The sequence below is a fragment of the Mycobacterium sherrisii genome, assembly GCF_002102355.1.
Lineage (GTDB): Bacteria > Actinomycetota > Actinomycetes > Mycobacteriales > Mycobacteriaceae > Mycobacterium > Mycobacterium sherrisii.
The window spans coordinates 1-20,505 of record NZ_LQPT01000074.1 but is presented as its reverse complement, the minus strand read 5'-3'; the positions used below and the strand labels follow the sequence as shown (position 1 = coordinate 20,505).

Sequence of the window (20,505 nt, the reverse complement as noted above, 5' to 3'; positions counted from 1 at the left end):
CCCGCACCCACCAATCATCGGCGAAAACCCCAAGACGACCACGCCCGCCACGCGGAATTAATTCAGCAGACTCCTAGCCCCGCTCGCGGATGCGGGCGAGTTCGGTCTCCGACTCGGTGCGGCTGCCGACCGACCGGGCGGTGAGGCGTTCCAGGTGCTCGTCCGGCAGCAGCCGGCGCAACTCCGGCGGGGCCAGCTCGCCCAGCAGCAGTAACTTGAGCGCGTTATCGACCGATTCGATGGGGTACTGCGGCTGCATGGATTCACGGTAGTGCGCTGAGCACCGCAGCGCCCAGTACGCCCGCCGCGATCACCACCGTGGTCGCGGTCGCGATGGCTTTCCAGCCGAAGCTGCGGGCCACCATCGCGGCGCCGGGCACGCTGATGGCCGGAAGGGTGATCAGCAGCGCGCCGAGCGTGCCCGACGAAACGCCCAGCAGCGCCAGGCTTTGCAGGATCGGAATCTCCGCGGCGGTGGGGATGACGATCAGTGTGCCGACGATGGCGGCGAGCACCGCGATCAGCAGGCCCTGGTGCGACGGTGCGGCGAGGCGCAGTAACCAGCCGCGAAACGTCCCGACGGCCAGTACCAGGATTGCGTACTCGGGCAACAGGATCAGGCACAGACACGTCAGCGCACGCACGAATCTTTGTGGCGCACCACGCGATTCGTCACTGGATGGCGCGATCGCGTCGGACCGCGGCGCGGCCCCGCCCGTGACCAGTCCCACCGCCATCGCGACGCCGATCACCGTGGCGATGCCGATGACCGCCCGGGTCAGCGCCCATTGCCACGGCGCGACGAAAAGCAGGAACACCAGCACCGCGGGATTCAGCAACGGATTCCCGAGCCAGTACGCCATCGCGGCGGCGCGGGTGACGCCGCCCCGCCGCAACGTCACCGCGACCGGAGCGGCACAACAGGTGCACATCATCGACGGCAGGCTCGCGGCTCCGCCCGCCAGTCCGCTGGTGATCAGCCCCCGCCGGTTCAGCAGGCGCGGCAGCCACGACCGCGGCACCAGGGCCTGCACCGAGGCGCTGATCAGCAGCGCCACCACCAGCGCGGGCCAGATCGACAAAAAGTACGCATGAAAGAACGTCGTGGCGGCGCGCCAGCTCGGAGCGTCGCCGGCACGCACGCCGCCGGCGGTGAGAATGCTCGACCCCGACCAGCGGTGCGTCCGCTGGGCGGTGAGCGCCTTGGACAGGTACGGCGCCCACTTCGCCCACAGCAACCCGACCACGAACACACTCAGCGCGAGCAGCACACCCAGCGCAAGGTTCGCGCGGCGCGCCCGCACGGAATTCGGTGTCATGTTCAAATTCCTTGTGCTGCTTGCTCTTTCGCCCACCGATAGTCGGCCTTGCCGGACGGTGAGCGTTGCAGCCGATCGCGAAAGACGATCGCCTTGGGCAGCTTGTAGCGCGCCAGGTGACGGGCCGCCTCGGCGATGATGTCCGCGGCCATGACGTCCTCGTCGACGTCCGGTCCGCAGGCACCCGCACCGTCGGCCAGCGCCACAACCGCGACGACCTCGTTGGTCCACCGCGTGCTGGGCCGGCTCGTCACTACCACGTCGTAGACCGCGGGATGCTCGGCGATCGCGGCCTCCACCTCCTCGGCGAAGATCTTCTCACCGCCGGAGTTGATGGTCACCGCGTCCCGGCCCAGCAGCTCGATCTGGCCGTCGGCGTGCCAGCGCGCGCGATCGCCGGGCACCGAATGGCGGATGCCCTCGATCACCGGGAAGGTGCGGGCGGTCTTCTCCGGATCGCCGAGGTACCCCAGCGGTATCAGGCCCTGCTGGGCCAGCCACCCGATCTCGTCGTCGCCCGGCGACAGGATCCGGTTCAGGTCCGCGCTGACCACCACCGCGCCGGGGTTCGGGGCGAACCTGCCGTTTGGTCCCTGCTGCCGGCTGCACACCTGGCCCATCTGGGCGCCCGACTCCGACGAGCCGCCCGCGTCCAGGATGGTCAACTGCGGCAGCAGCTCGACGAAGCGCTGCTTGAGCGGTGCGCTCAGCGCCGCTCCCCCGGTGACCACCCCGAGCAGCCCGGACAGGTCGTAGTCGCCGGCCTCGAGCGCATCGAGCAGCGGCCGGCCGAAGGCGTCGCCGACGAACGACAACGAGGCCACCCGCTCCCGGCTGGCCAGCGCCCACGCTTCGGCCGGGTCGAAATGGGTGGTCGTCGGGGCCATCACGAACGGCCGCCCGCCGCACAGGCTGATGAACGCCGCCCACTGCGCGGCGCCGTGCATCAGCGGCGCACAGGTCATCGAACCGGGCGCCGCCACCCGCGACCGCTCGACGATCTCCTCCAGGCTGGTCACCGTCTCGCCGCTGCCAAAGGCGCGTCCGCCCATGGCGTTGAGGTAGATGTCGTGCTGGCGCCACAGCACCGCCTTGGGCATCCCGGTGGTGCCGCCGGTGTAGAGCACGTAGAGATCATCCGGTGACGGGACGAGGTCCAGCGGCTCCTCGGAGCTCGACGCCAGCAGTTCCTCGTAGCGCACCGCGCCCGGCACCGGATCATTGCCGGACTCGTCGTCCACGTGGATCAACCGCATCGTGGGCAGCCCGGAGCGGGCCAGCGCCTCGGCCAGCGTCGGGGCGAAGCGGGCCTGGTAGATCACCGCCTCCGCGCCGGCATTGTCCAGCAGATAGATCAGTTCGTCCGCGACGTAGCGGTAGTTGACGTTGAACGGGGCCACCCGCGCGAAGTACGCACCGAGCATGGCCTCGAGGAACTCGTTGCAGTTAGCCAGGTACACCCCGAGGTGACTCTGCCCCGATTCGTGTGGTGCGAGCTCGCTACGTTCCCGACGTGCGCCGAGTCCCCAGGAGTTCAGCGCGCGGGCGAATCGCCGGGCGCGTCGCTCAGTTTGCGAGAAAGTGAATCGTCGGTGTCCGAAGACGATGCAGTCGCGGTCGGGGTTGGCCGCGGCCACTGCCGAAAACACTTGGGCGAGATTGAATTCCATCGATTCTCCTGGTGCCGGCCCGCCGATGGGCGCGGCGAAAGCCACGCTACAACAGTTATTTCGGTGGCCCGCCTCACGCATCCGGATTCGAATCGGGATTAGTCTCGGCATCGTGCGCGGCGTTCGTCAGGCCCGATACTCCCGGTACGTTGCCATCGGCGACAGCCAAACCGAAGGTCTCTGGGACGGCGACGACATCGTCGGTCTGCAGGGGTTCGCCGACCGGCTGGCCGAGATGCTCGACGCGCTGTACCCCGGACTGCTGTACGCCAACCTGGCGTTGCGCGGCAAGCGGCTGGGCGAGGTGCTGACCGAGCAGGTGCCGCAGGCGTTGGCGATGAAGCCGGATCTGATTACCGTGTGCGCCGGGATGAACGACGTCATCCAGCCCGGGCGGTCGTTTCCCCGGGCCCTGGCGGAGCTGGATTACGTCTATGCGGCGCTCGCCCGATCGGGTGCGACGGTGGTGACCACCACCTTCCCGAACGTCGCGCAGTTCCTGCCGTTCGGACGCATCGTGGCCAAGCGGCTGGCCCGGATCAACAACGCGATCACCGTCGCCGCCCGACGGTACGACTTCCGGCTGGTCGACCTGTACAACGCGGCCTCGATGCGCGACTGGGACACGTGGAGCTTCGACCGCGTGCACGCCTCCCCCAAGGGCCACATCCTGTTCGCGGCCGCGGCGGCCGAAGCCCTCAATCTTCCGGGCAGCAGCCATGATTGGGCTGCGGCGCACCCCGACCCCACGGAGCTGTCCATCGCCGACGGCGGCTACGGCCGGCTGCGCTGGACGCAGGACAACTTCTTTCCGTGGGTGTGGCGGCGGATGCGGGGGTTGTCGGCGGCCGACGGGCGGTCGCCCAAGCGTCCGCAGTTGGCGCCCCTGGCACCCGCGAGGGCAGACATCGCAGCGCGCAGCCCGCACCGGTCAGGCATCCTTGACCCATGAACGCGGAGGCTTTGCTGCAGTCCATCCCGCCGCTCGCGGTGTACCTCGTGGTCGCGGGTGTGGTCGGGTTGGAGAGCCTCGGCGTGCCGCTTCCCGGCGAGATCATTCTGGTCAGCGCGGCGCTGATGTCGTCGCACCACGACCTCGCCGTCAACCCGGTCGGCGTCGGCGCCGCCGCGGTGATCGGCGCGGTGGTGGGCGATTCGATCGGCTACTCGATCGGGCGCCGGTTCGGCATGTCGCTCTTCGAGAAGCTGGGCCGACGCTTCCCCCGGCACTTCGGCCCGGGGCACGTGATGCTGGCCGAGCGCCTGTTCGACCGCTGGGGAATCCGCGCGGTGTTCTTCGGCCGCTTCATCGCGCTGCTGCGGATCTTCGCGGGGCCGCTTGCCGGCGCGTTGAAAATGCACTATCAGCGGTTCCTGGCGGCCAACGTGTCCGGTGCCATCTGTTGGGCGGGCGGCACCACCGCGGTGGTCTACTTCGCCGGGATCGCCGCCGAACGATGGCTGGAGCGGTTCTCCTGGATCGCGCTCGTGATCGCGATCGTGATCGGCGGCACCGCGGCCCTGCTGCTGCGGGAGCGGACCTCTCGCGCGATCGCCGAACTCGAGGCCGAACACGAGCGCAAATCCGGAACCACCGCGGCCGACGCCGTCTGACGGCGCTAACCGGCCGCCTCGCCGAGCTGGGCGACGGTGACCGGGCGGTGCTGCTCGATCAACGCCGCCGCCATCTTCTGGGCGCGCCGGGCGGCGTGCAGGTCGCCGACGGCGGCCAGGACGATGGCGCCCTTCATCAGGATGTGCCAGGACGAGGCGAAGTCCTCGACGTTGGTGAGGCCCGCCGCGAGCGCACGGCGGCGCACGATGCCGCGCACCCGGTCGATGTGTGCGATGCAGGCCTGCCCGGCGGGGTGATCGGGGCCCAACTCGAGCAGCACGTTGATGAACGAGCAGCCCTCGTAGCCGTCGCGGTGCGCAAACCACTCGTCCATCACGTCGAAGATCGCCAGCAGCTGCTGTTCGGGAGCGCTGCCGCGGCGTTCCGACTGCGCCTCGATCAACCCGTGCGTCCAGACCTGCTCGCGACGCTGCAACACGGCCAGCACCAGGTCGTTTTTCGTGGCGAAATGCCGGTACAAGGTCGCCCTGGCCACCCCGGCGCGCTCGATCACCTCGTCGGTGCCGACCGCACGGATGCCACGCCGGCTGAACAGCTCATATGCGGCGGCGAGGATCCGTTCACGGGCGGCGGGCGCGGCCGGCGCGACGTCGGGAGTGGTCATATTTGTGCTTACGCTACGCTTAACCGGCACATGTAGACAGACCGCCCTGTCTCGTTATACAAAGGAGATCCGCACTCTCGCGGAAAGTCTGTCTTCAGACCCCAGGACGGACATCCATCCCGGCGCCGACGGCGCCGGTCGATCAGGAGTCCACCATGACAACAACACTCACCGCTTCGAGTCCACCGCTGATGCTCAGCACCCGGCTGGTCTACGAGCTCGGCGACCCGCACAGCACCCTGCGCGCCACCACCGACCGCCGCGGCGCCGCGGTCGTCATCTATGCCGGCGGCGAAGTCGATGCCTGCAACGAGACCACGTGGCGCCATCTGGTCGGCGAGGCGGCCCGCGCCGTCGACGCGCCGGGACCGCTGGTCGTCGACGTCACCGGTCTTGATTTCATGGCCTGCTGCGCGCTGGCCGTCCTGGCCGAACAGGCCGACGACTGCCGCCTGCGGGGGGTCGAACTGCGGCTGGTCAGCCCGCAGCGGGTGGTTACCCGGCTGGTCGACGCCTGTGGCCTCGGCACCAAGCTGCCGATCTACCCGACCGTCGACTCCGCACTGGCGCGTTAGCGCCCACGCTGCGTCACAGTCGCCGCGCCGGATCGAAAGGTTGATTGGGCTGGATGCATCAGATACCCAGCTTCGGCGTGGAGGAAGAATTTCTTCTCGTTGACCCCGAGACCGGCGAACCCGCTCCGCGCAACGACGAGGTGGCGGCGCACGCCCAGCGGCAAGGCGTCGACCTGCAGCTGGAGCTGAGCAGCTGCCAGGTCGAAACCACCTCGAAGGTGGCCACGTCCAGCACGGAGCTGGGCGAACAGCTGCGCAGCCTGCGGCGTACCGCGGCGCAGGCCGCCGAGGCCAGCGGGGTTCGGCTGCTGGCGCTGGGCCTGCCGCCGGTCACCCCACACCAGTTCCCGGTCACCGACACCGAGCGCTACCAGCGGATCGGCGCCGAGTACGGAATGGTTGCCCACGAGCAGGGCATCTGCGGCTGCCACGTGCACGTCGAGGTACCCGGCCGTGCGGCCGCTGTCAAGGTCAGCAACTGGCTGCGGCCGTGGCTGCCGAGTTTGCTTGCGCTATCGGCGAATTCTGCGCTGTACCGCAATACCGACACCGGCTACGCAAGTTGGCGTAGCATCCTCTGGCGGCGCTGGCCGGTGGCCGGTGCGCCGCCGTTCTTCGCCTCCCCCGAGCAGTACGACAACACCGTGCGCATGCTGATCGACAGCGGCGTGATCCTCGATCGGAAGATGATCTATTGGGACGTGCGGCCGTCGTCGAACTTCCCGACGGTCGAGGTGCGGGTGGCCGACGTACCCGCGACCGTCGACGAAACGGTGTTGCTGGCCACCTTGATCCGGGCCGCCGTGATGACGGCGCTGGATTCGCTGGGCCGCGGCGACGACGGCGGCCGGCTACCGCCGGCGGCACTGCGCGCCGCGTACTGGAAGGCCGCCCACGACGGCCTGGCCGGCCAGTTGCTCGATTCGGTGCACGACTACGGCGCCGTTCCGGCGCGTCGGCAGCTGGATGCGCTGGTGCACAAGGTACGCCCGGCGCTGGAGCAACTCGACGAATACGACCGCGTCACCGCCGAACTCGACCGCCTGCTGGCCGAGGGCAACGGCGCCATGCGCCAGCGCCGGGCCTGGCAGCAGCGCGGTGACATGCTCGATGTCATCGCGGACGCCGCGCGGGCCACCCAATGGTGACTACACCGCGAACAGGCGATATAGCCCCACCGCGCCGACCACCACGATGGTGAACCGCAAGGCGTTGGGCGACAGCCGGCGCCCGTAGCGGGCGCCGATCCAGCCGCCCACCAGCGAGGTGGCCGCGATGATGCCGGCGACCGGCCAACTGATCCGATCGAACGCGACCAACGTATAGCCAACGGCCGCAACGATATTGACCACCAACGCCAACAGATTCTTGGCCGCGTTCATGCGCTGGATCGATTCGGGCAGCAGCGCGCCCATGATGCCGACGAACAAAATGCCTTGCGCCGCGGTGAAATAGCCGCCGTAGACACCGACGGCGAAGGTGGCCAGCACCAGTACCGCCGTCCGCGCCGGTGACACGTGGTCGGACGAACGGCCCCGGGCTTCGGCCCGCCGGCGTGCCCAGGACTGGATCCGCGGCCCCGCCACCACCAGCACCAGGGCCGACACCAGTAGCACCGGCACCACCATGATGAACACCGTCTCGGGCAGATGCAGCAGCAAGAAGGCGCCGAGCACCGCACCGGCCACCGATGCCGGGACCTGCCAGCGCAGCCTGCCCCACTGGCCGTCCAGCTCGGTCCGGTACCCCCAGGTCCCCGAGACGCCGCCGGCAACCACACCCACGGCGTTCGACATGGTCGAAACCACCGGCGGATAGCCCAACGCGACCAGCGTCGGGAAGGTGATCAAGGTGCCCGATCCGACGAGTGCGTTGATGAAGCCGGCGGCGAACCCGGCCAAGCCGATGTAAACGACGTGCGAAGCCAACACTTTGAAAAACACTAGTCGGGTCCGCAAAGTCGCCGACAATCGCGCAGCTGAGCGCCTTTTCGTCAGACCGGCGGCGCTTCGGAGCCGCGGGCCACACCGGTGCGCAGCTGCACCGAGGCCGAGTACACGAGGCTGCGGAAGCGCAGCACCGGGTCGTCGGAGGGTTCGATGCCGTCGGTGACGCGCATCGGGTCGAAGACCACGATGTCGCCGCCATGTTCGCGTTCGGTGTCCGGTCCGGTGATTTCCAGCTTGCCGACGGTGACCGTCTCGGTGCTGCGCCACGGCGCCGACGGGTCGACGGTCGAATCCCGCGGACCGGCGATCTGCACGCGGTAGTCAAACGCGACGGGCCCTTGTGCCAGACGAGTATTGAGCTCCTCGGTCAAAAAGTCCGGACTCAGATCCGGTGCCAGCGCGCCGGACAAATAGCTCACACCGGCGGCCGGAATCATATGGTAGCGAACGAATCTCGCGTTGCCGTCGGCGCCGACCCAGCGAAAGGCATGCAGGCCATGGTATTCGATGGTGGCGTAGCTGGTCGGCACCTTGTTAGCGTCGCGCAGCACTGGCAACGCCCGGAGCGCCCGCGGATGGGTGAGGAAGTACTTGGCCAGCCGCAGCGGCATCGTCGGCCCCGGTCGCGTCGCCTTGAGTAGCTCGACGAAGCCCTCCGGTCGCGCGGACACGAACAGCCGGGCGGTCTGGGTCGATACGTCGGTGGTGGTGCCGTCGGGCAGGGTGAGCTTGACCGCCATGCCGCGCACACCGGGCGCGCCGTCGGCTTGTGCCGGGTCGCCGGAGCCGTTGGAGAAACGGACCAGTGCCGGCACCGCCGAGCCACTGAGATGTTTCGCGCGGGACAGTTCCGCGGCGCCGGGGCCGGCAGTGAACGTGCCCCGATACAGCGTCCCTTTCGCGTGCAAGGCGCGAGCACCCGGCTGCGCTCCCCCGGTACCTCGAATCGCCTCGATCGCGTCGTCAGGAGTCACCATGGGCGAATCCTAGGGCGCTAGGTCGGAAAGCCGAAGAGTTTAACCACACCGTGATCGCGACCGGCGGTATAGCCTCCGTCGACGGCGACGGCCTGGCCGCTGACGAACGACGCGTCGCGCGACAACAGGAACGCGGCCACGGCGGCGACCTCGTCGGCACGGCCGAGCCGCTGCAGGGCGTGCTCCGCGGTGATCGAGGCCAGCGGACCCTCCATGCCGGGCAGGCCGAACACGCTCTGCGCCATCGGCGTGTCGATGAAACCGGGACAGACGACGTTGGCCCGGATACCGCTCGGACCGTAATCGAGGGCAATGTTCTTAGTCAGCAGCACAACTCCGCCCTTTGCGGCGTTGTAGGAACTGCCGCCCGCGGTGCCCTCCAATCCCTCGATGCTGGCCACCGTGACGATCGAACCGCGTTCGCCGTCGACACGCTCCTGTCCGATCATTTTCGCCAGCGCCGCCTTTGCCACCAGGAAGGTGCCGGTGAGATTGATCCCGATCACTCGGTCCCACTCCGCCCGCTCCAGCAGATGCACCGGTCCGCCGCCCGCGACGCCCGCGGCGTGAAAGACCCCGTCAAGGCGTTCGGGCGCCGCCGCGAACACGGCTTGCACTGCGCCTTCATCGGTGACGTCGGCCGTAACCCGGTGAAACTCGGAGCCCAAATCGGGCGGAGTGTGCACGTCGGTGCCGATGACGGTCGCGCCGTCGGCCAGCAGGCGGCGCGCCGTGGCCAGACCGATACCCGAGGCGGCTCCCGTCACGACGAACGTGCGGGCGTGGGCACGATCAACGGCGACCATCTACTAATTCCTCCACTGCCGGATTTGCTCAGCAATGGTTACACATGTTGTCAATGCGATTCTGTGAGGCCACGGCTCCTAGTGCCGCATTAGCATTCTCGACGTGGAGTTGCGTCACCTTCGTTATTTCGTTGCAGTCGCCGAAGAGCTGAACTTCGGGCGGGCGGCCAAGCGGTTATGCATTGCCGGACCGTCGCTTTCACAGCAGATCAAGGTTCTCGAGCGCGATCTTCGGGTGCGCCTGTTCGACCGCGATCGCCGCTCGGTGACCCTGACTGCGACCGGTGCGGCGCTGCTCCCGTCGGCTCGCATCCTGCTAGATCAGGCAGATCAGTTGCGCCGGTCGGCAATTGGGCTGTCGCTGGCCGAGCCGGTCCGGGTCGGCTATGCGCACTGGTTGCCTGCGGATCTAGCCGACCGGACCGCGGCAGTGGCCAAGGTGCACATCGACACCTGGGTGCTGCCGTCGCACGCCCAGGTCGCACGCGTGGCCGAGGGCGGCGTCGACCTGGCAATCTGCGGGGTGCGGTCACCGGACCTGGATCGGCATGGCCTGAACGCACATCTGATCGGCGCCCACCAACTGCATGCGGTCAGTGTCGGCTCGGATGCCTCACCGGTGCAGGCATCCGAGACCATCGTGCTACTGGACGCCGACTCCGGCAGCTGGTTCTCCTGGAATCGGTACGGCGAGCAATTCGCCAGAGAGACTGGGGCTCGCACGGTGCGCATCAGCGACGGCGGCCTGGCCGCGCCGATGTTTTTCGAACACGTTCGGCGCCTGGGCCGTCCGGTACTGTGCTCGCCGAAGGCGCAGAGCGCCGCGGTGCCCGCAGACCTGGTGCAGCGCCCCATCACCGGACCCACTCCGTTTTGGACGTGGTCGCTGGTGTGGCGCCGCAACGAGAACCGCGAAACCGTACGTGCCGTAATCGATGCGCTGACGGCCGACGCCGAGATCCCCGACCTCGACGAGGCCTGGCTGCCGTTCACCGACCCGTACCGGACCAGAATCACGTTGGCGACCGCCTGATCGAGGCTTGAGCTAATACCGCTAATACTATTGTCGCGCAATATATTGCGGACCGGCACCGCCTGACGCCAGCACCGGGATCGTTCGTGCGCACCGCAAATTCCGCTAGGACCGTTTCGCTCTCAGTCAGAAGGCGCCCGCTCGCACCGGCCTTGGTGGTAAACAAGGTGGCGAACCTTAATCTGACTGAACTCGCCGAATCCGGGCTTCTAGAGTGGAGGACCCATGCCAGCAACCGACGTCGGCACGACGCAGACGCTCGTCGGAATGGTCGAGCTGCACGCGGCGCGCCGGCCCGACGACATCGCCCTGCACTACGGCGGGCAGCAGTGGTCGTGGGCGCAGTGGGCCGCACGGATTCGTCGAACCGCCGGCCTGTTGCGGGACGCGGGCGTGCAGCGTGGTCAGGTGGTGGCGTTTTTGGACAAGAACCACCCGGCGTGCCTGGAAACCCTGCTGGCGGCCACCTCGATCGGCGCGGTGGCCACGATCGTGAACTGGCGGGTCATCGGCGACGAACTCGTGCACGTGCTCAACGACAGCGGCGCCCGGGTGCTTCTGGTGGGCGCCGAGCTGCGACCCGCCCTCGACGCCATCCGTGCCAAAACACCCGGCGTGGAGCGCATTGTCGTAGTCGGCGGCACCGACGACGAATATGAAGCGCTGCTCGCGGCGGCGGAGCCGATCGGCCCCGATCCCGACGTCGCCGACACCGACACCGCCCTGACGATCTACAGCTCGGGCACCACCGGACGCCCGAAGGGGGTCCTGCTGACGCAGCGCGCGCTGGTCAACCACATCGTCAACCTCTCTGAGCCATTTCCGTTCACCGAAGGCGACGCGAACCTGGTCGCCATGCCCCTGTTCCACGTGGGCGGGATCGCGTATGCGTTCTTCGGTATCCGTGCGGGCGTACCGACATACCTGACTCGCGAGCCCGACGCCGCCACCTTGATCGGGGCCGTGAAAAACGGTGCGACACATGCCTTTTTGGTGCCGCCGGTGATCGCCCGGTTTCTCGACGCCGGGGAGGCCGGGATCGGTGCGCTGTCGGGTCTGCGCTATCTGGTATACGGCGCCGCGCCGATGCCGCTGCCGTTGTTGCAGCGAGCGCTGCAGGCCTGGCCGCAGATCAATTTCATCCAGGTGTACGGCCAGACCGAGCTGTGTGGGGCGATCACCGCTCTCAACGCCGAAGACCACCGCAATTCGGACCGTCCGGAGCTGCTGATGTCGGCGGGAAAGGCAGCCCGGGGCAACGAAATTCGCATCGTGGATCCCGAGTCCGGCGAACAGGTCCCCAACGGGGAGGCCGGCGAGATCTGGGTGCGCAGCGATCAGCGCATGGTCGGCTACCTGAACCGGCCCGAGGCAACCGCCGAGACCATCACCGCCGGCGATTGGCTGCGCACCGGCGACATCGGGCGCGTCGACGCCGAGGGCTATCTGTTCATCGAAGACCGGCTCAAAGACATGATCATCACCGGCGGCGAGAACGTGTACGGGCCCGAGGTGGAAAGCGTGCTGCAGGAGCACCCGCAGATCACCGATGCCGCGATCATCGGCGTCCCCGACGAGCACTGGGGAGAGTCCGTCAAGGCCATCGTGGTGACCAGTGCACCGGTCTCGTCCACCGAGATCATCGAGTTCTGCCGCGCCCACCTGGCCAGCTACAAGTGCCCCCGCACGGTCGACTTCGTCGACGAGTTGCCCCGCAATGCCAGCGGCAAGATCCTGAAAAACCAGCTCCGCGAACCCTATTGGCAGGACCGGGCCCGCAAGGTGTGACGGCGACGATCCGCATCCGATAAGAAAAATCGACGTCGCCGCGGCCCGCGCATCCGTTGTGTTATAGCCTGCTCCTCGACCCGATATCGATTCTGCGCGAAACACATTCAGGGGCAACGGCATGGCCGAAGTAGTAGACGAGCAGCGCCGGGACTGCGCGATAGCTGTGCTGGGGGGCCCCACAACAGTCATCGACATCGCGGGTCGCCGGATCGTGATGGACCCGACCTTCGATCCGCCCGGTCCGCACGGCTATCTGACGAAGCTCACCGGCCCCGCGGTGGGCGCCGATGCCCTCGGCCAGATCGACGTGGTGCTGATCAGCCACGACCAACACCCGGACAACCTGGACGACGAGGGCCGTCGGGTGGCGCTGGGCGCTCCGCTGATCGTGACCCATCCCGGCGCCGCGGGGCGGCTGGGATCCTCGGCCGTCGGGTTGCAGCCCTGGCAGTCGTATTACCTGCCGGGCGGTCCCGGACGTATTGCGGCGCAAGCAGTTCCGGCCGTGCACGGTCCCGCTGACGGCGTGCGCGACATGGAGGGTCATGTGAACTGCGAGGTGACCGGTTTCGTGCTCTACGGGCCGGGCCTGCCCACGGTTTACCTCAGCGGTGACAACGCGTCGATGAGCGCGGTCGGCGAGGTGGCCGACCGCATCGGCGACATCGACGTCGCGGTGCTGTTCGCGGGCGCCGCGACCGTGCCCAGCAAGGAGCGCGGCCGTCCGCTAACGCTGACCTCGGCCCGCGCGGCGGCGGCGGCCGAAGTGCTCGGCGCCCAGACGGTGATACCGGCCCACGTCGACGGCTGGGCGCACTTCACCGAGGGCGGCCACGACGTGGCCGCGGCGTTCGACCAGGCCGGCCTCAAGCGGGTGCTGCGCACCGCCGCCCCGGGTGAGTGGATCGACCTGAAGTAGGCGCTACAGGAACGGCAGCGTGGCGACTTCGCTGGTCTCCGAGGCGTTGAGCACCAGGTTGCGATGCTTGTCTTGCAGAGTGGTGGTCGCGTCACCCACCGGCCGGTCACATTGGGAGCAGCGCGTGGTGAACCGCGGCTGGTCCTGTTCATCCGGCCAGAACCGGCGCGGGCCGACCTGGGCACCGGGGTCGTAGACGACCTGCTGGTGCGGGGCTTCCTTGAGGATTCTGCCGACGGGGTGGCTCTGCGGGCATTCGAGTTTCAGCGTGCCGATGCCCTCGTGATTACTCATCGTTGCCTCCTTGACGGTCGCACGTGCCTCCCATTCTCGCCGCCGACGGCGGCCGTTCGCCGGGCGGTGCCGCACCGAATCCCCACCGACGTTGCTGGCCGGGAGCCGGCGGCGTGGCGGGCTGACGGCCGGCCCGGGTCGCGGGGAGCCGTTCATCGCCCGCGCCGGACCTTGCGCACCGCTTCCGAATCTGCCCCGACCTCGGTTGACGCGGGCGTAGATTCCGCTCACGAGATTTTAATTGCTAGCTCCCCTAGGAGAAATTTACGTTTTATGTGAGTTAACTCTGCGTTCACTATGGCGTTGCTGGCGGGTGTGCGAGGTAGACGGGCCGCGGGGGCGATGAGATTGCTCCACGGCCGCGATCGCGTCGGTGTAAGCGCGCGGCCGTTCCGGGGGGCAGCCGGTGGGGGGCCCGCGTCTTCTTTGCCAGGCCTGGCTAATCTCCTGACCACCAAGTAGCGGCAATCGCTGCTCGACGTCGTTGCCAATCGGGATCAACGACGGTGGGCGCGCGCCGGTGGTCAGCACGGATGGGGTGAATGAGCCAATGGAATTCGGAGCGTTACCGCCAGAGATCAACTCGGGGAGGATCTACTCCGGGCCCGGCTCGGGTCCGTTGCTGGCCGCCGCGGCCGCCTGGGATGGGCTGGCCGCCGAGCTGCGTTCGGCGGGCGCCGGGTACGCCTCCGTCGTCGCCGAACTGACCAGCGCCGGCTGGTATGGCCCCTCGTCGCGATCGATGGTCGCCGCGGTCGTCCCCTACATCGCGTGGCTGAACAGCACCGCGGGCGCGGCCGAACAGACCGCCGCGCAGGCCAAGGCGGCGGCGGCCGCGTTCGAGGCCGTTTTCGCCGCCACGGTGCCGCCCCAGCTGGTCGCGGCGAACCGGGCGCTGCTGGCGGCGTTGGTGGCGGGCAACATCCTGGGTCAGAACACACCGGCGATCGCGGCCACCGAGGCCGAGTACGCCGAGATGTGGGCGCAGGACGCGGGCGCGATGTACGCCTACGCCGGCGCCTCGGCCGCCGCCACCGAGCTGACCCCGTTCGCCGCGTCACCGACGACGACCGACGGCGACGCCGAGAGCAGTCAATCGGCCGCGGTCGCCTCCGCGCTCGAGTCGTCGGTCGCGTCCGACGTGCAATCCAAAGTCGCCGAGGCGGTTTCGCAGGCCCCGCTGGGCCTGCAGGGCTTGGTGAACGCGAACGCGATCACGACGGCGGCCGGCGCTCAGCTTCCGTTGGGCCTGACCGACATCACCGGGATCCTGAAGACCTTCAACAGCCTGATGGGCACGATCTCCGGACCGTACACCCCGCTCGGGGTGGCCAACCTGATGAAGAACTGGTACCAGATCGCGGTCAGCATCCCGAACCTCGGAGTCGGGATCCAGGGCATCGGACCCCTGCTGCACCCCAAGCCACTCATCGGCGTCCTGGCACCGCTGATGCGCAGCGACCTACTCAGTGGCGCGGCGGCGGCCGTGCATTCGGTTGGCCCGGGTGCGGTCTCGGCCGCCGCGGGGCGCGCCGGTTTGGTCGGGTCGTTGTCGGTGCCGGCCAACTGGGCCTCGGCAGTGCCCGCGATCCGGACTGTCGCTGCCGAGCTGCCCGAGACGATGCTCGAGGCCGCTCCCGCGATGGCCGTCAACGGTCAGCAGGGCATGTTCGCCCCAACGGCGCTGTCGAGCCTGGCCGGGCGTGCCGTCGGCGCGAGCGCGACCCGCGCCGTCGCGGGGTCCACGGTCCGGGTGCCCGGCACCGTCGCGGCCGACAACATCGCGACCACGTCCACCGTCATCGTCATACCGCCGAACGCGAAATAAGAGAGGGTGCGGCAATGGTTTTCAGCGACTTCGCAGCACTGCCACCGGAGATGATCTCCACCCAGATCTACTCGGGCCCGGGCGCGGGGCCGTTGCTCGCGGCCGCCACGGCCTGGGAGTCGCTGGCCGCCGAGTTGCACGCCGCGGCGGCCGCCTACGGTTCGGTGATCTCGGAGCTGGTCGACGAGACGTGGATTGGCGAGTCGTCGCAGGCGATGGCCGCGGCGGCGGGCCCGTATGTGGCGTGGATGTCGGCGACGGCGGGCCAGGCCGAGCAGACCGCCGCGCAGTCTCAGGCCGCCGCCGGTGCCTACGAGGCAGCCCTGGCGGCCACCGTGCCTCCCATCGTGGTCGCGGCCAACCGCCTCGAGTTGGTCGAATTGCTGCAGACCAACATCCTGGGTCAAAACGACGCGGCGATCGCGGCGAACGAGGCCGACTACGCCGAGATGTGGGCCCGCGACTCGGCCGCCATGTTCAGCTATGCCAGCGCGTCGCAGGCCGCCGGTGAGTTGCCGCCGTTCGAGGAGGCGCCGGCCACCACCAACGACACCGGCCAGCTGACCCAGGCCGCGGCGGCGGCCACGTCGCAGTCGAGCTCGTTGTCGTCCTGGCTGAAGCAGATCGAGGAATACCTCACCTCGCTCAGCGGCCAGTACACCAAGTTCTGGCAGGACCTGATCGGCGGGGCAACCGGGAGCACGGACGTGGCGCCGTTCTGGGAGGTGCTGTATTCGAGCATCGGACAGGTCGGCACCCAGGCGACGTGGACCAACGTCGTCAATGCCAGTTCGAGCCTGGGCATCTCACAGTGGAAGAACTTCTTCATCTACGCGCCGTGGAGCGCGGCCATGTCGAAATCGACGCTCGGCGCCGGTCTGGCCTCACCGGGAAAGGTGGCCGCGGCCATCCCGGTCAAGCCAGTGTCGGCGGTACTGGGCAGCGCGCCGACGGTTGGGCACTTGTCGGTGCCACCGAGCTGGGCCACCGCCACCCCGGCGATCAGGCTGTCGGCGACCGCGCTGCCGGCCGCGAGCGTGGCCGCGGCCGCCGCGGCGGACTTCCCGGCGAGCCTGGTCAACGAGGCAACCATGGGCAGTCTGGCGGGCGGGGCGCTGGGCAGCCCGGCGGCCCGCGTCGTCGGCTCGACCGGCATCCAGACCCGGGCGATCACCGGCGAACGCCGTATCGGACCGGTCAAGCTCGACAGCGTCATCGCTCAGCTGCAGGAGCAGCCCGAGATGGTGCAGCACTGGAGCGTCGACGAGGCCGGACTCGATGATCTCGTCGCGCGGTTGACCACGACGCCCGGCGTGCACGCCGTGCACGTGACGGACGGCGAGGAGATCGCGGTGGGTGGGACTGAATCCAAGTCGGGGTGAGTGCCACCCAGGAAAGAGCAGGCGAAAGAAATCACCGTCGTAAGGGAGTATCCAATGAAACTGCTGCTAGCGCTCCTTGGCGTATCGCTGGGCATCGTTGTCGCCGCGCCCGCCTACGCCATACCGGGCGAGGATGAGGAGCCCACCGAGGAGAACAACGAGATTTTCCTCGCCGACCTGCAGAAGGTGGGCATCACCTTTCAGGACCCCGGCCAGGCCGTGAGCGCCGGTAAAGCCGTGTGCGGGTTGATCTCTCGCGGTGTCTCCGGTTTGCAGCTCCTCAACGACCTGAAGGACAACAACCCCGCGCTGACCACCAACGGCGCGGCCCAATTCGCGACGATATCGGCGAAGTCGTACTGCCCGCGCCAACTCGAGACGCCGCCGAGCGGTAAGAGCGGGTAGGCGACCCGAACGCGCATGGTAGACAACGACTCACGGCGGCCGGCGCAACAACGCGGGGCCGCACTGCCGACCGACACATTCGACACCGAGCCGCGTGCCGAGCCACAGCAGCCTGAACGCCGCTCCCCGGTGCCGTTCTGGCCGGCCACCGAATACGGCACCCTGCCGCCCGAAATCCATTCCGCACGAATGCATTCCGGTCCTGGTGCGCGATCGTTCGGCGCCGCCGCCGAGGCCTGGGACCGGCTGGCCACCCAGCTGGCCGACATGGCCGCCGGGTACGGCGCCGTGTGCTCGCGACTGGGTTGGACAGCGCACGACGCGGCGCCGATCGCCCGCGGGTTGGCGGACTACACGACCTGGCTGTCGGCCACCGCCGCCCGCGCACGACAGGCGGCACTGTGCGCCAAAGTTACTGCACACATTCATGATTCGACGTTCGCAGCGACGGTGGCGCCCGATGTCATCGCGACCAATCGTCGCCGGAATCGCGCGCTGGCCGTCGACAATCCGCTCGGTCAGGCCAGCGTGGCCATTGCCGAGGTGGACGCCGACTACGAACAGATGTGGGCCCAGGACGCCGCCGCGATGTATGCCTACGCCCGGGCGTCCGCCGCCGTCGCGGCATTGAGCCCGTTCAGCTCGCCGCCATCAATGACAGACGGTGGCGAACCGCGCCCGCGCTGCTGGGCACTGACCGCGGCGCCGGACGTGGTAGCAACCGGGTCCCAGGTCCTCGCCACCATCCCCGCCGCGCTGGGCGCGCTGGTCTCCGCGCCCTTGACGACCCTCGACACTGCGCTCTCGGCGGCGACCGCGCCGCTGTCCAAACTGAGTTCGCTGTCGGCACCCCGGGATTTCGCCATCACCCACCTCAACTCGCTCAACAAGACGGCGGCCATGCATCATGCGGAGGCCACGGTGTCCCGCGCCGGGCCCACCCCGACGTGGGCGGCGCGGGGCCGCGCGGTGTCGGTGGGGCTGCTGTCGGTCCCGCAGGCATGGCACCGAGGGTGATTGATTGCTTGCCGTCAGTCGATGTGATGGTTCGGCTGGCCCAGCGGCGTGGGCGGGATCTGATCGACACCGGGCACGATGAAGCAATTCTGCACGGGCGGAACGTAGGCCCCGCCGCCGTACTGTCCGTGCGCAAATAGGCAGCGTTTCCACGACCCGTCGGGCCGGATGGGTCCGTCGCAATAATCGGCAAATACCTGTGTCTCGCAGCCGGGCATCGGGTCACCTGGCACCGCTGCGGCGACCGGCGCGAGGCCGGTCGCGATCATGGCGCCCCCGATGAGCACGGCCGCGCGAATTACTACGGTCTTCATGGTGTCTGTCCCCCTCCGACCAAGACATATCAGAAGGCGATGGCACAGGTTGGGTGTTTGCTGGCGCCGGACGTTGCCCGGGCCAGGCAATCGGTGTCCGGCAGTACCGAGCACCGTGTGAGCTTGTGGTCCCGGCTGGGATCGAACCAGCGACCTTCCGCGTGTGAAGCGGACGCTCTCCCACTGAGCCACGGGACCGGCGCCGAGAGGCGAACGACGTCGAAGACTAGCACGGAACCGCTGTGCGCCAGTACGCGCCACCTGCGCGCCCAGGGGCGGCGTTATAACGTGGAGCGACAACGTACATGAGATTTGTGCGCGCCCGCGTCGGTGGACTATCGTCGTGCTTCGCACCGGGCGACGATCTCGTCCGTTGCGCGCGGATGTAGCGCAGTTGGTAGCGCATCACCTTGCCAAGGTGAGGGTCGCGGGTTCGAATCCCGTCATCCGCTCGAAGGTGCAAGTGGCATCAATCCCTCAGCGGTGGAGTGGCCGAGTGGTGAGGCAACGGCCTGCAAAGCCGTGCACACGGGTTCGATTCCCGTCTCCACCTCCAATTTTCTTTCCGGCGCGATTAGCTCAGCGGGAGAGCGCTTCCCTGACACGGAAGAGGTCACTGGTTCAATCCCAGTATCGCGCACCAGAGTTTTTGCAGCTCATAGGCCATTTTGAGCGTCGAATCTGGCTTCATGCTGGTATGTGCCAGATCGAAGTAGGCAACCGCGGGTCGCGATCACGACTCGTGGAAATTGCCATGAGCACCATCCACGACGACGACAACGCGACCACCTCGCACGACCTCGCCGACGAGCTCACACCCCCGCGGATCAAGCGCCTCACATGAATATCTACACGGTTCCCGAAAGTCCGACTGACCCGGAGCTGCAGCTCTTTAGCTGATCGTGCAAGGGCCGGTTGACTTGGTCGGCTGAGTGCTCGGTCGAGAGATCCTCCAGGAGTTCACGGCCGCTAAAGCGTCGAAGGCACGTTCGCCCGCGGCGGCCAGTCCGCCGGCCGCTCGCCGGTATGTCCTGCCACGACGCGAAGGCCGCCGCGGTCGCGCTCGTCTCCGACGACATCAACGGCGATGACCCCGCTGGCTTTCTGCGTTGTCGGGCGCGGTTGGCTGCGGCCGGCGCCGACAACTCCGGTGAGACAACCGTGGAGCGGTGGTGGGCACGTTCAACTCTGCTGCCAGAAGGCTGGCATGACCGCGGTCAAGATCCCTGAGGGCGATATCGGTGAACCTGGCCGACATCTCACAATGCTCGAGGAGTGGAAGATCTACATTTGCGAGCGAAGGTGCTCCAATCGCACCATCCGAAATGCTCGGATTGATGCGTCGGCTTGAGCACTTCGCTGGGTTCCCGCTTGAGGAGTTCGGCCGATCGATATCGCGCTTTCCTTGGCCAGCCCTGCATCACTCAGAACAACCGCGCGGCGTATACACCTACATTCACGGCTTCTCCCGATTGTGAGAACGCAACGGTCGCGCGAACACCGCGAAGACCATCCGGACCAGCAGCGACGAGTCAGGCTCGATCGGGGTTGGTTCCCAGCCATCTTCATTCGGCATATGAGTGCCTTTCCATTTGGTGTGGTGTGCGTGATTCGTTGCGGCGGAGCAGCATTCGACGACCGGACCAGTCAGGAACATAGCGGTGCCAACGACGACGAACCCCGCTAACCGACTTGGGAGTCGTCCTTTTTCGTCAGGCCGGAGAGCGGACAATGCTGGTTTAGTCCACGCACGGCCCTTCATCGGTTTATGATCCAAAGTTTCAGGATTTGCGGCCGGACAAAGAAAGTAAGATGAGCTCAGATGATTCAGAAGTTTCTAAGCCGTTGGCTGAATAGAAACCGATATCAATCTTGACAGTGTCCCAGGAAGTGGTGGACTTCGGATCTAGCGTGGTTCACGCTTTGCGATCAACGAGTCATGTTGAACGCTAGGTGATTTGGTGTTGTTTGGCAAGTGCTGCGGCG

General features: G+C 67.7%; 20 protein-coding genes and 4 tRNA genes. 14 read left to right on the top strand and 10 right to left on the bottom strand.

The features are described from left to right. Positions 1 to 73: 73 nt before the first annotated feature. The 3 genes from AWC25_RS13175 to AWC25_RS13165 are packed head-to-tail and all read right to left on the bottom strand — an operon-like array spanning position 74 to position 2,989. Positions 74 to 259, bottom strand: a complete 186-nt coding sequence (locus AWC25_RS13175) for a hypothetical protein (protein WP_069402847.1) — start codon at positions 257 to 259, stop codon at positions 74 to 76. A 4-nt stretch (positions 260 to 263) separates the two neighbouring features. Then, the gene (locus AWC25_RS13170; RefSeq protein ID WP_069402848.1) at positions 264 to 1,319 is read right to left on the bottom strand and encodes a permease; all 1,056 of its coding nucleotides are present in this window, start codon (positions 1,317 to 1,319) and stop codon (positions 264 to 266) included. A 2-nt stretch (positions 1,320 to 1,321) separates the two neighbouring features. After that, positions 1,322 to 2,989, bottom strand: a complete 1,668-nt coding sequence (locus AWC25_RS13165; RefSeq protein ID WP_085166920.1) for an acyl-CoA synthetase — start codon at positions 2,987 to 2,989, stop codon at positions 1,322 to 1,324. Positions 2,990 to 3,101: 112 nt separating this feature from the next. On the opposite strand from AWC25_RS13165, the gene AWC25_RS13160 reads away from it, so the two are divergent. Together AWC25_RS13160 and AWC25_RS13155 are read left to right on the top strand one after the other, a co-directional pair. Beyond that, positions 3,102 to 3,941, top strand: coding sequence for an SGNH/GDSL hydrolase family protein (locus AWC25_RS13160; protein ID WP_244899508.1), 840 nt, complete (start codon positions 3,102 to 3,104; stop codon positions 3,939 to 3,941). Then, a complete protein-coding gene (locus AWC25_RS13155; RefSeq protein ID WP_069402850.1) occupies positions 3,938 to 4,603 on the top strand; it encodes a DedA family protein in 666 nt (221 codons plus the stop codon). Before AWC25_RS13160 ends, AWC25_RS13155 begins: the two co-directional genes overlap by 4 nt. A gap of 5 nt (positions 4,604 to 4,608) precedes the next feature. On the opposite strand, the gene AWC25_RS13150 is transcribed toward AWC25_RS13155, so the two are convergent. Next, the gene (locus tag AWC25_RS13150) at positions 4,609 to 5,229 is read right to left on the bottom strand and encodes a TetR/AcrR family transcriptional regulator (RefSeq protein WP_069402851.1); all 621 of its coding nucleotides are present in this window, start codon (positions 5,227 to 5,229) and stop codon (positions 4,609 to 4,611) included. Positions 5,230 to 5,384: 155 nt separating this feature from the next. Between AWC25_RS13150 and AWC25_RS13145 the strand changes: the two genes are divergently transcribed. Both AWC25_RS13145 and AWC25_RS13140 read left to right on the top strand, forming a co-directional pair. After that, the gene (locus tag AWC25_RS13145; protein WP_372513608.1) at positions 5,385 to 5,804 is read left to right on the top strand and encodes an anti-sigma factor antagonist; all 420 of its coding nucleotides are present in this window, start codon (positions 5,385 to 5,387) and stop codon (positions 5,802 to 5,804) included. Positions 5,805 to 5,857: 53 nt separating this feature from the next. After that, a complete protein-coding gene (locus AWC25_RS13140; protein WP_085166918.1) occupies positions 5,858 to 6,952 on the top strand; it encodes a glutamate--cysteine ligase 2 in 1,095 nt (364 codons plus the stop codon). Here the strand turns inward: AWC25_RS13140 and AWC25_RS13135 are convergent, their stop codons facing one another. The 3 genes from AWC25_RS13135 to AWC25_RS13125 form a co-directional block, all read right to left on the bottom strand. Further along, the gene (locus tag AWC25_RS13135; protein WP_069402865.1) at positions 6,953 to 7,735 is read right to left on the bottom strand and encodes a sulfite exporter TauE/SafE family protein; all 783 of its coding nucleotides are present in this window, start codon (positions 7,733 to 7,735) and stop codon (positions 6,953 to 6,955) included. 62 nt (positions 7,736 to 7,797) lie between these two features. Beyond that, positions 7,798 to 8,730, bottom strand: a complete 933-nt coding sequence (locus AWC25_RS13130; protein ID WP_085166917.1) for a catalase family peroxidase — start codon at positions 8,728 to 8,730, stop codon at positions 7,798 to 7,800. 17 nt (positions 8,731 to 8,747) lie between these two features. After that, complete coding sequence (locus tag AWC25_RS13125; protein ID WP_085166916.1) at positions 8,748 to 9,536, bottom strand: SDR family NAD(P)-dependent oxidoreductase; 789 nt, start codon at positions 9,534 to 9,536, stop codon at positions 8,748 to 8,750. A 103-nt stretch (positions 9,537 to 9,639) separates the two neighbouring features. On the opposite strand from AWC25_RS13125, the gene AWC25_RS13120 reads away from it, so the two are divergent. The 3 genes from AWC25_RS13120 to AWC25_RS13110 all read left to right on the top strand — a co-directional run bounded on the left by AWC25_RS13120 (position 9,640) and on the right by AWC25_RS13110 (position 13,279). Further along, positions 9,640 to 10,569, top strand: a complete 930-nt coding sequence (locus AWC25_RS13120) for a LysR family transcriptional regulator (RefSeq protein WP_069402855.1) — start codon at positions 9,640 to 9,642, stop codon at positions 10,567 to 10,569. A 225-nt stretch (positions 10,570 to 10,794) separates the two neighbouring features. Next, positions 10,795 to 12,357, top strand: coding sequence for a long-chain-fatty-acid--CoA ligase (locus tag AWC25_RS13115; protein WP_085166915.1), 1,563 nt, complete (start codon positions 10,795 to 10,797; stop codon positions 12,355 to 12,357). 121 nt (positions 12,358 to 12,478) lie between these two features. Continuing rightward, on the top strand, positions 12,479 to 13,279 hold the full coding sequence (locus AWC25_RS13110) for an MBL fold metallo-hydrolase (protein WP_069402857.1): 801 nt from the start codon (positions 12,479 to 12,481) through the stop codon (positions 13,277 to 13,279). A 3-nt stretch (positions 13,280 to 13,282) separates the two neighbouring features. Here the strand turns inward: AWC25_RS13110 and AWC25_RS13105 are convergent, their stop codons facing one another. Next, positions 13,283 to 13,573, bottom strand: coding sequence for a hypothetical protein (locus tag AWC25_RS13105; RefSeq protein WP_069402866.1), 291 nt, complete (start codon positions 13,571 to 13,573; stop codon positions 13,283 to 13,285). A 550-nt stretch (positions 13,574 to 14,123) separates the two neighbouring features. Here AWC25_RS13105 and AWC25_RS13100 point away from each other — a divergent pair. From AWC25_RS13100 to AWC25_RS13085, 4 genes are read left to right on the top strand one after another with little or no spacing between them, the layout of a single operon-like run. Next, positions 14,124 to 15,401: a PPE family protein gene (locus tag AWC25_RS13100; RefSeq protein ID WP_085166921.1), complete on the top strand. Its 1,278-nt coding sequence runs from the start codon at positions 14,124 to 14,126 to the stop codon at positions 15,399 to 15,401. Positions 15,402 to 15,415: 14 nt separating this feature from the next. Continuing rightward, positions 15,416 to 16,783, top strand: coding sequence for a PPE family protein (locus AWC25_RS13095; RefSeq protein ID WP_085166914.1), 1,368 nt, complete (start codon positions 15,416 to 15,418; stop codon positions 16,781 to 16,783). A 54-nt stretch (positions 16,784 to 16,837) separates the two neighbouring features. Then, positions 16,838 to 17,188 (top strand): DUF732 domain-containing protein, encoded by a 351-nt coding sequence (locus tag AWC25_RS13090; RefSeq protein ID WP_085166913.1) that lies wholly within the window; start codon positions 16,838 to 16,840, stop codon positions 17,186 to 17,188. A gap of 15 nt (positions 17,189 to 17,203) precedes the next feature. Continuing rightward, positions 17,204 to 18,205, top strand: coding sequence for a PPE family protein (locus tag AWC25_RS13085; RefSeq protein WP_085166912.1), 1,002 nt, complete (start codon positions 17,204 to 17,206; stop codon positions 18,203 to 18,205). A 14-nt stretch (positions 18,206 to 18,219) separates the two neighbouring features. Here the strand turns inward: AWC25_RS13085 and AWC25_RS13080 are convergent, their stop codons facing one another. Continuing rightward, entirely contained in the window at positions 18,220 to 18,519 is a 300-nt protein-coding gene (locus tag AWC25_RS13080; protein ID WP_069402861.1) for a CDGP domain-containing protein, read from the bottom strand. 126 nt (positions 18,520 to 18,645) lie between these two features. After that, positions 18,646 to 18,717, bottom strand: a tRNA-Val gene (locus tag AWC25_RS13075). Positions 18,718 to 18,898: 181 nt separating this feature from the next. On the opposite strand from AWC25_RS13075, the gene AWC25_RS13070 reads away from it, so the two are divergent. From AWC25_RS13070 to AWC25_RS13060, 3 genes are all read left to right on the top strand, one after another. Further along, positions 18,899 to 18,971, top strand: a tRNA-Gly gene (locus tag AWC25_RS13070). A gap of 30 nt (positions 18,972 to 19,001) precedes the next feature. Beyond that, positions 19,002 to 19,075 (top strand) — tRNA-Cys (locus AWC25_RS13065). A gap of 12 nt (positions 19,076 to 19,087) precedes the next feature. Next, a tRNA-Val gene (locus AWC25_RS13060) sits at positions 19,088 to 19,162 on the top strand. The last annotated feature ends 1,343 nt before the right edge of the window (positions 19,163 to 20,505 follow it).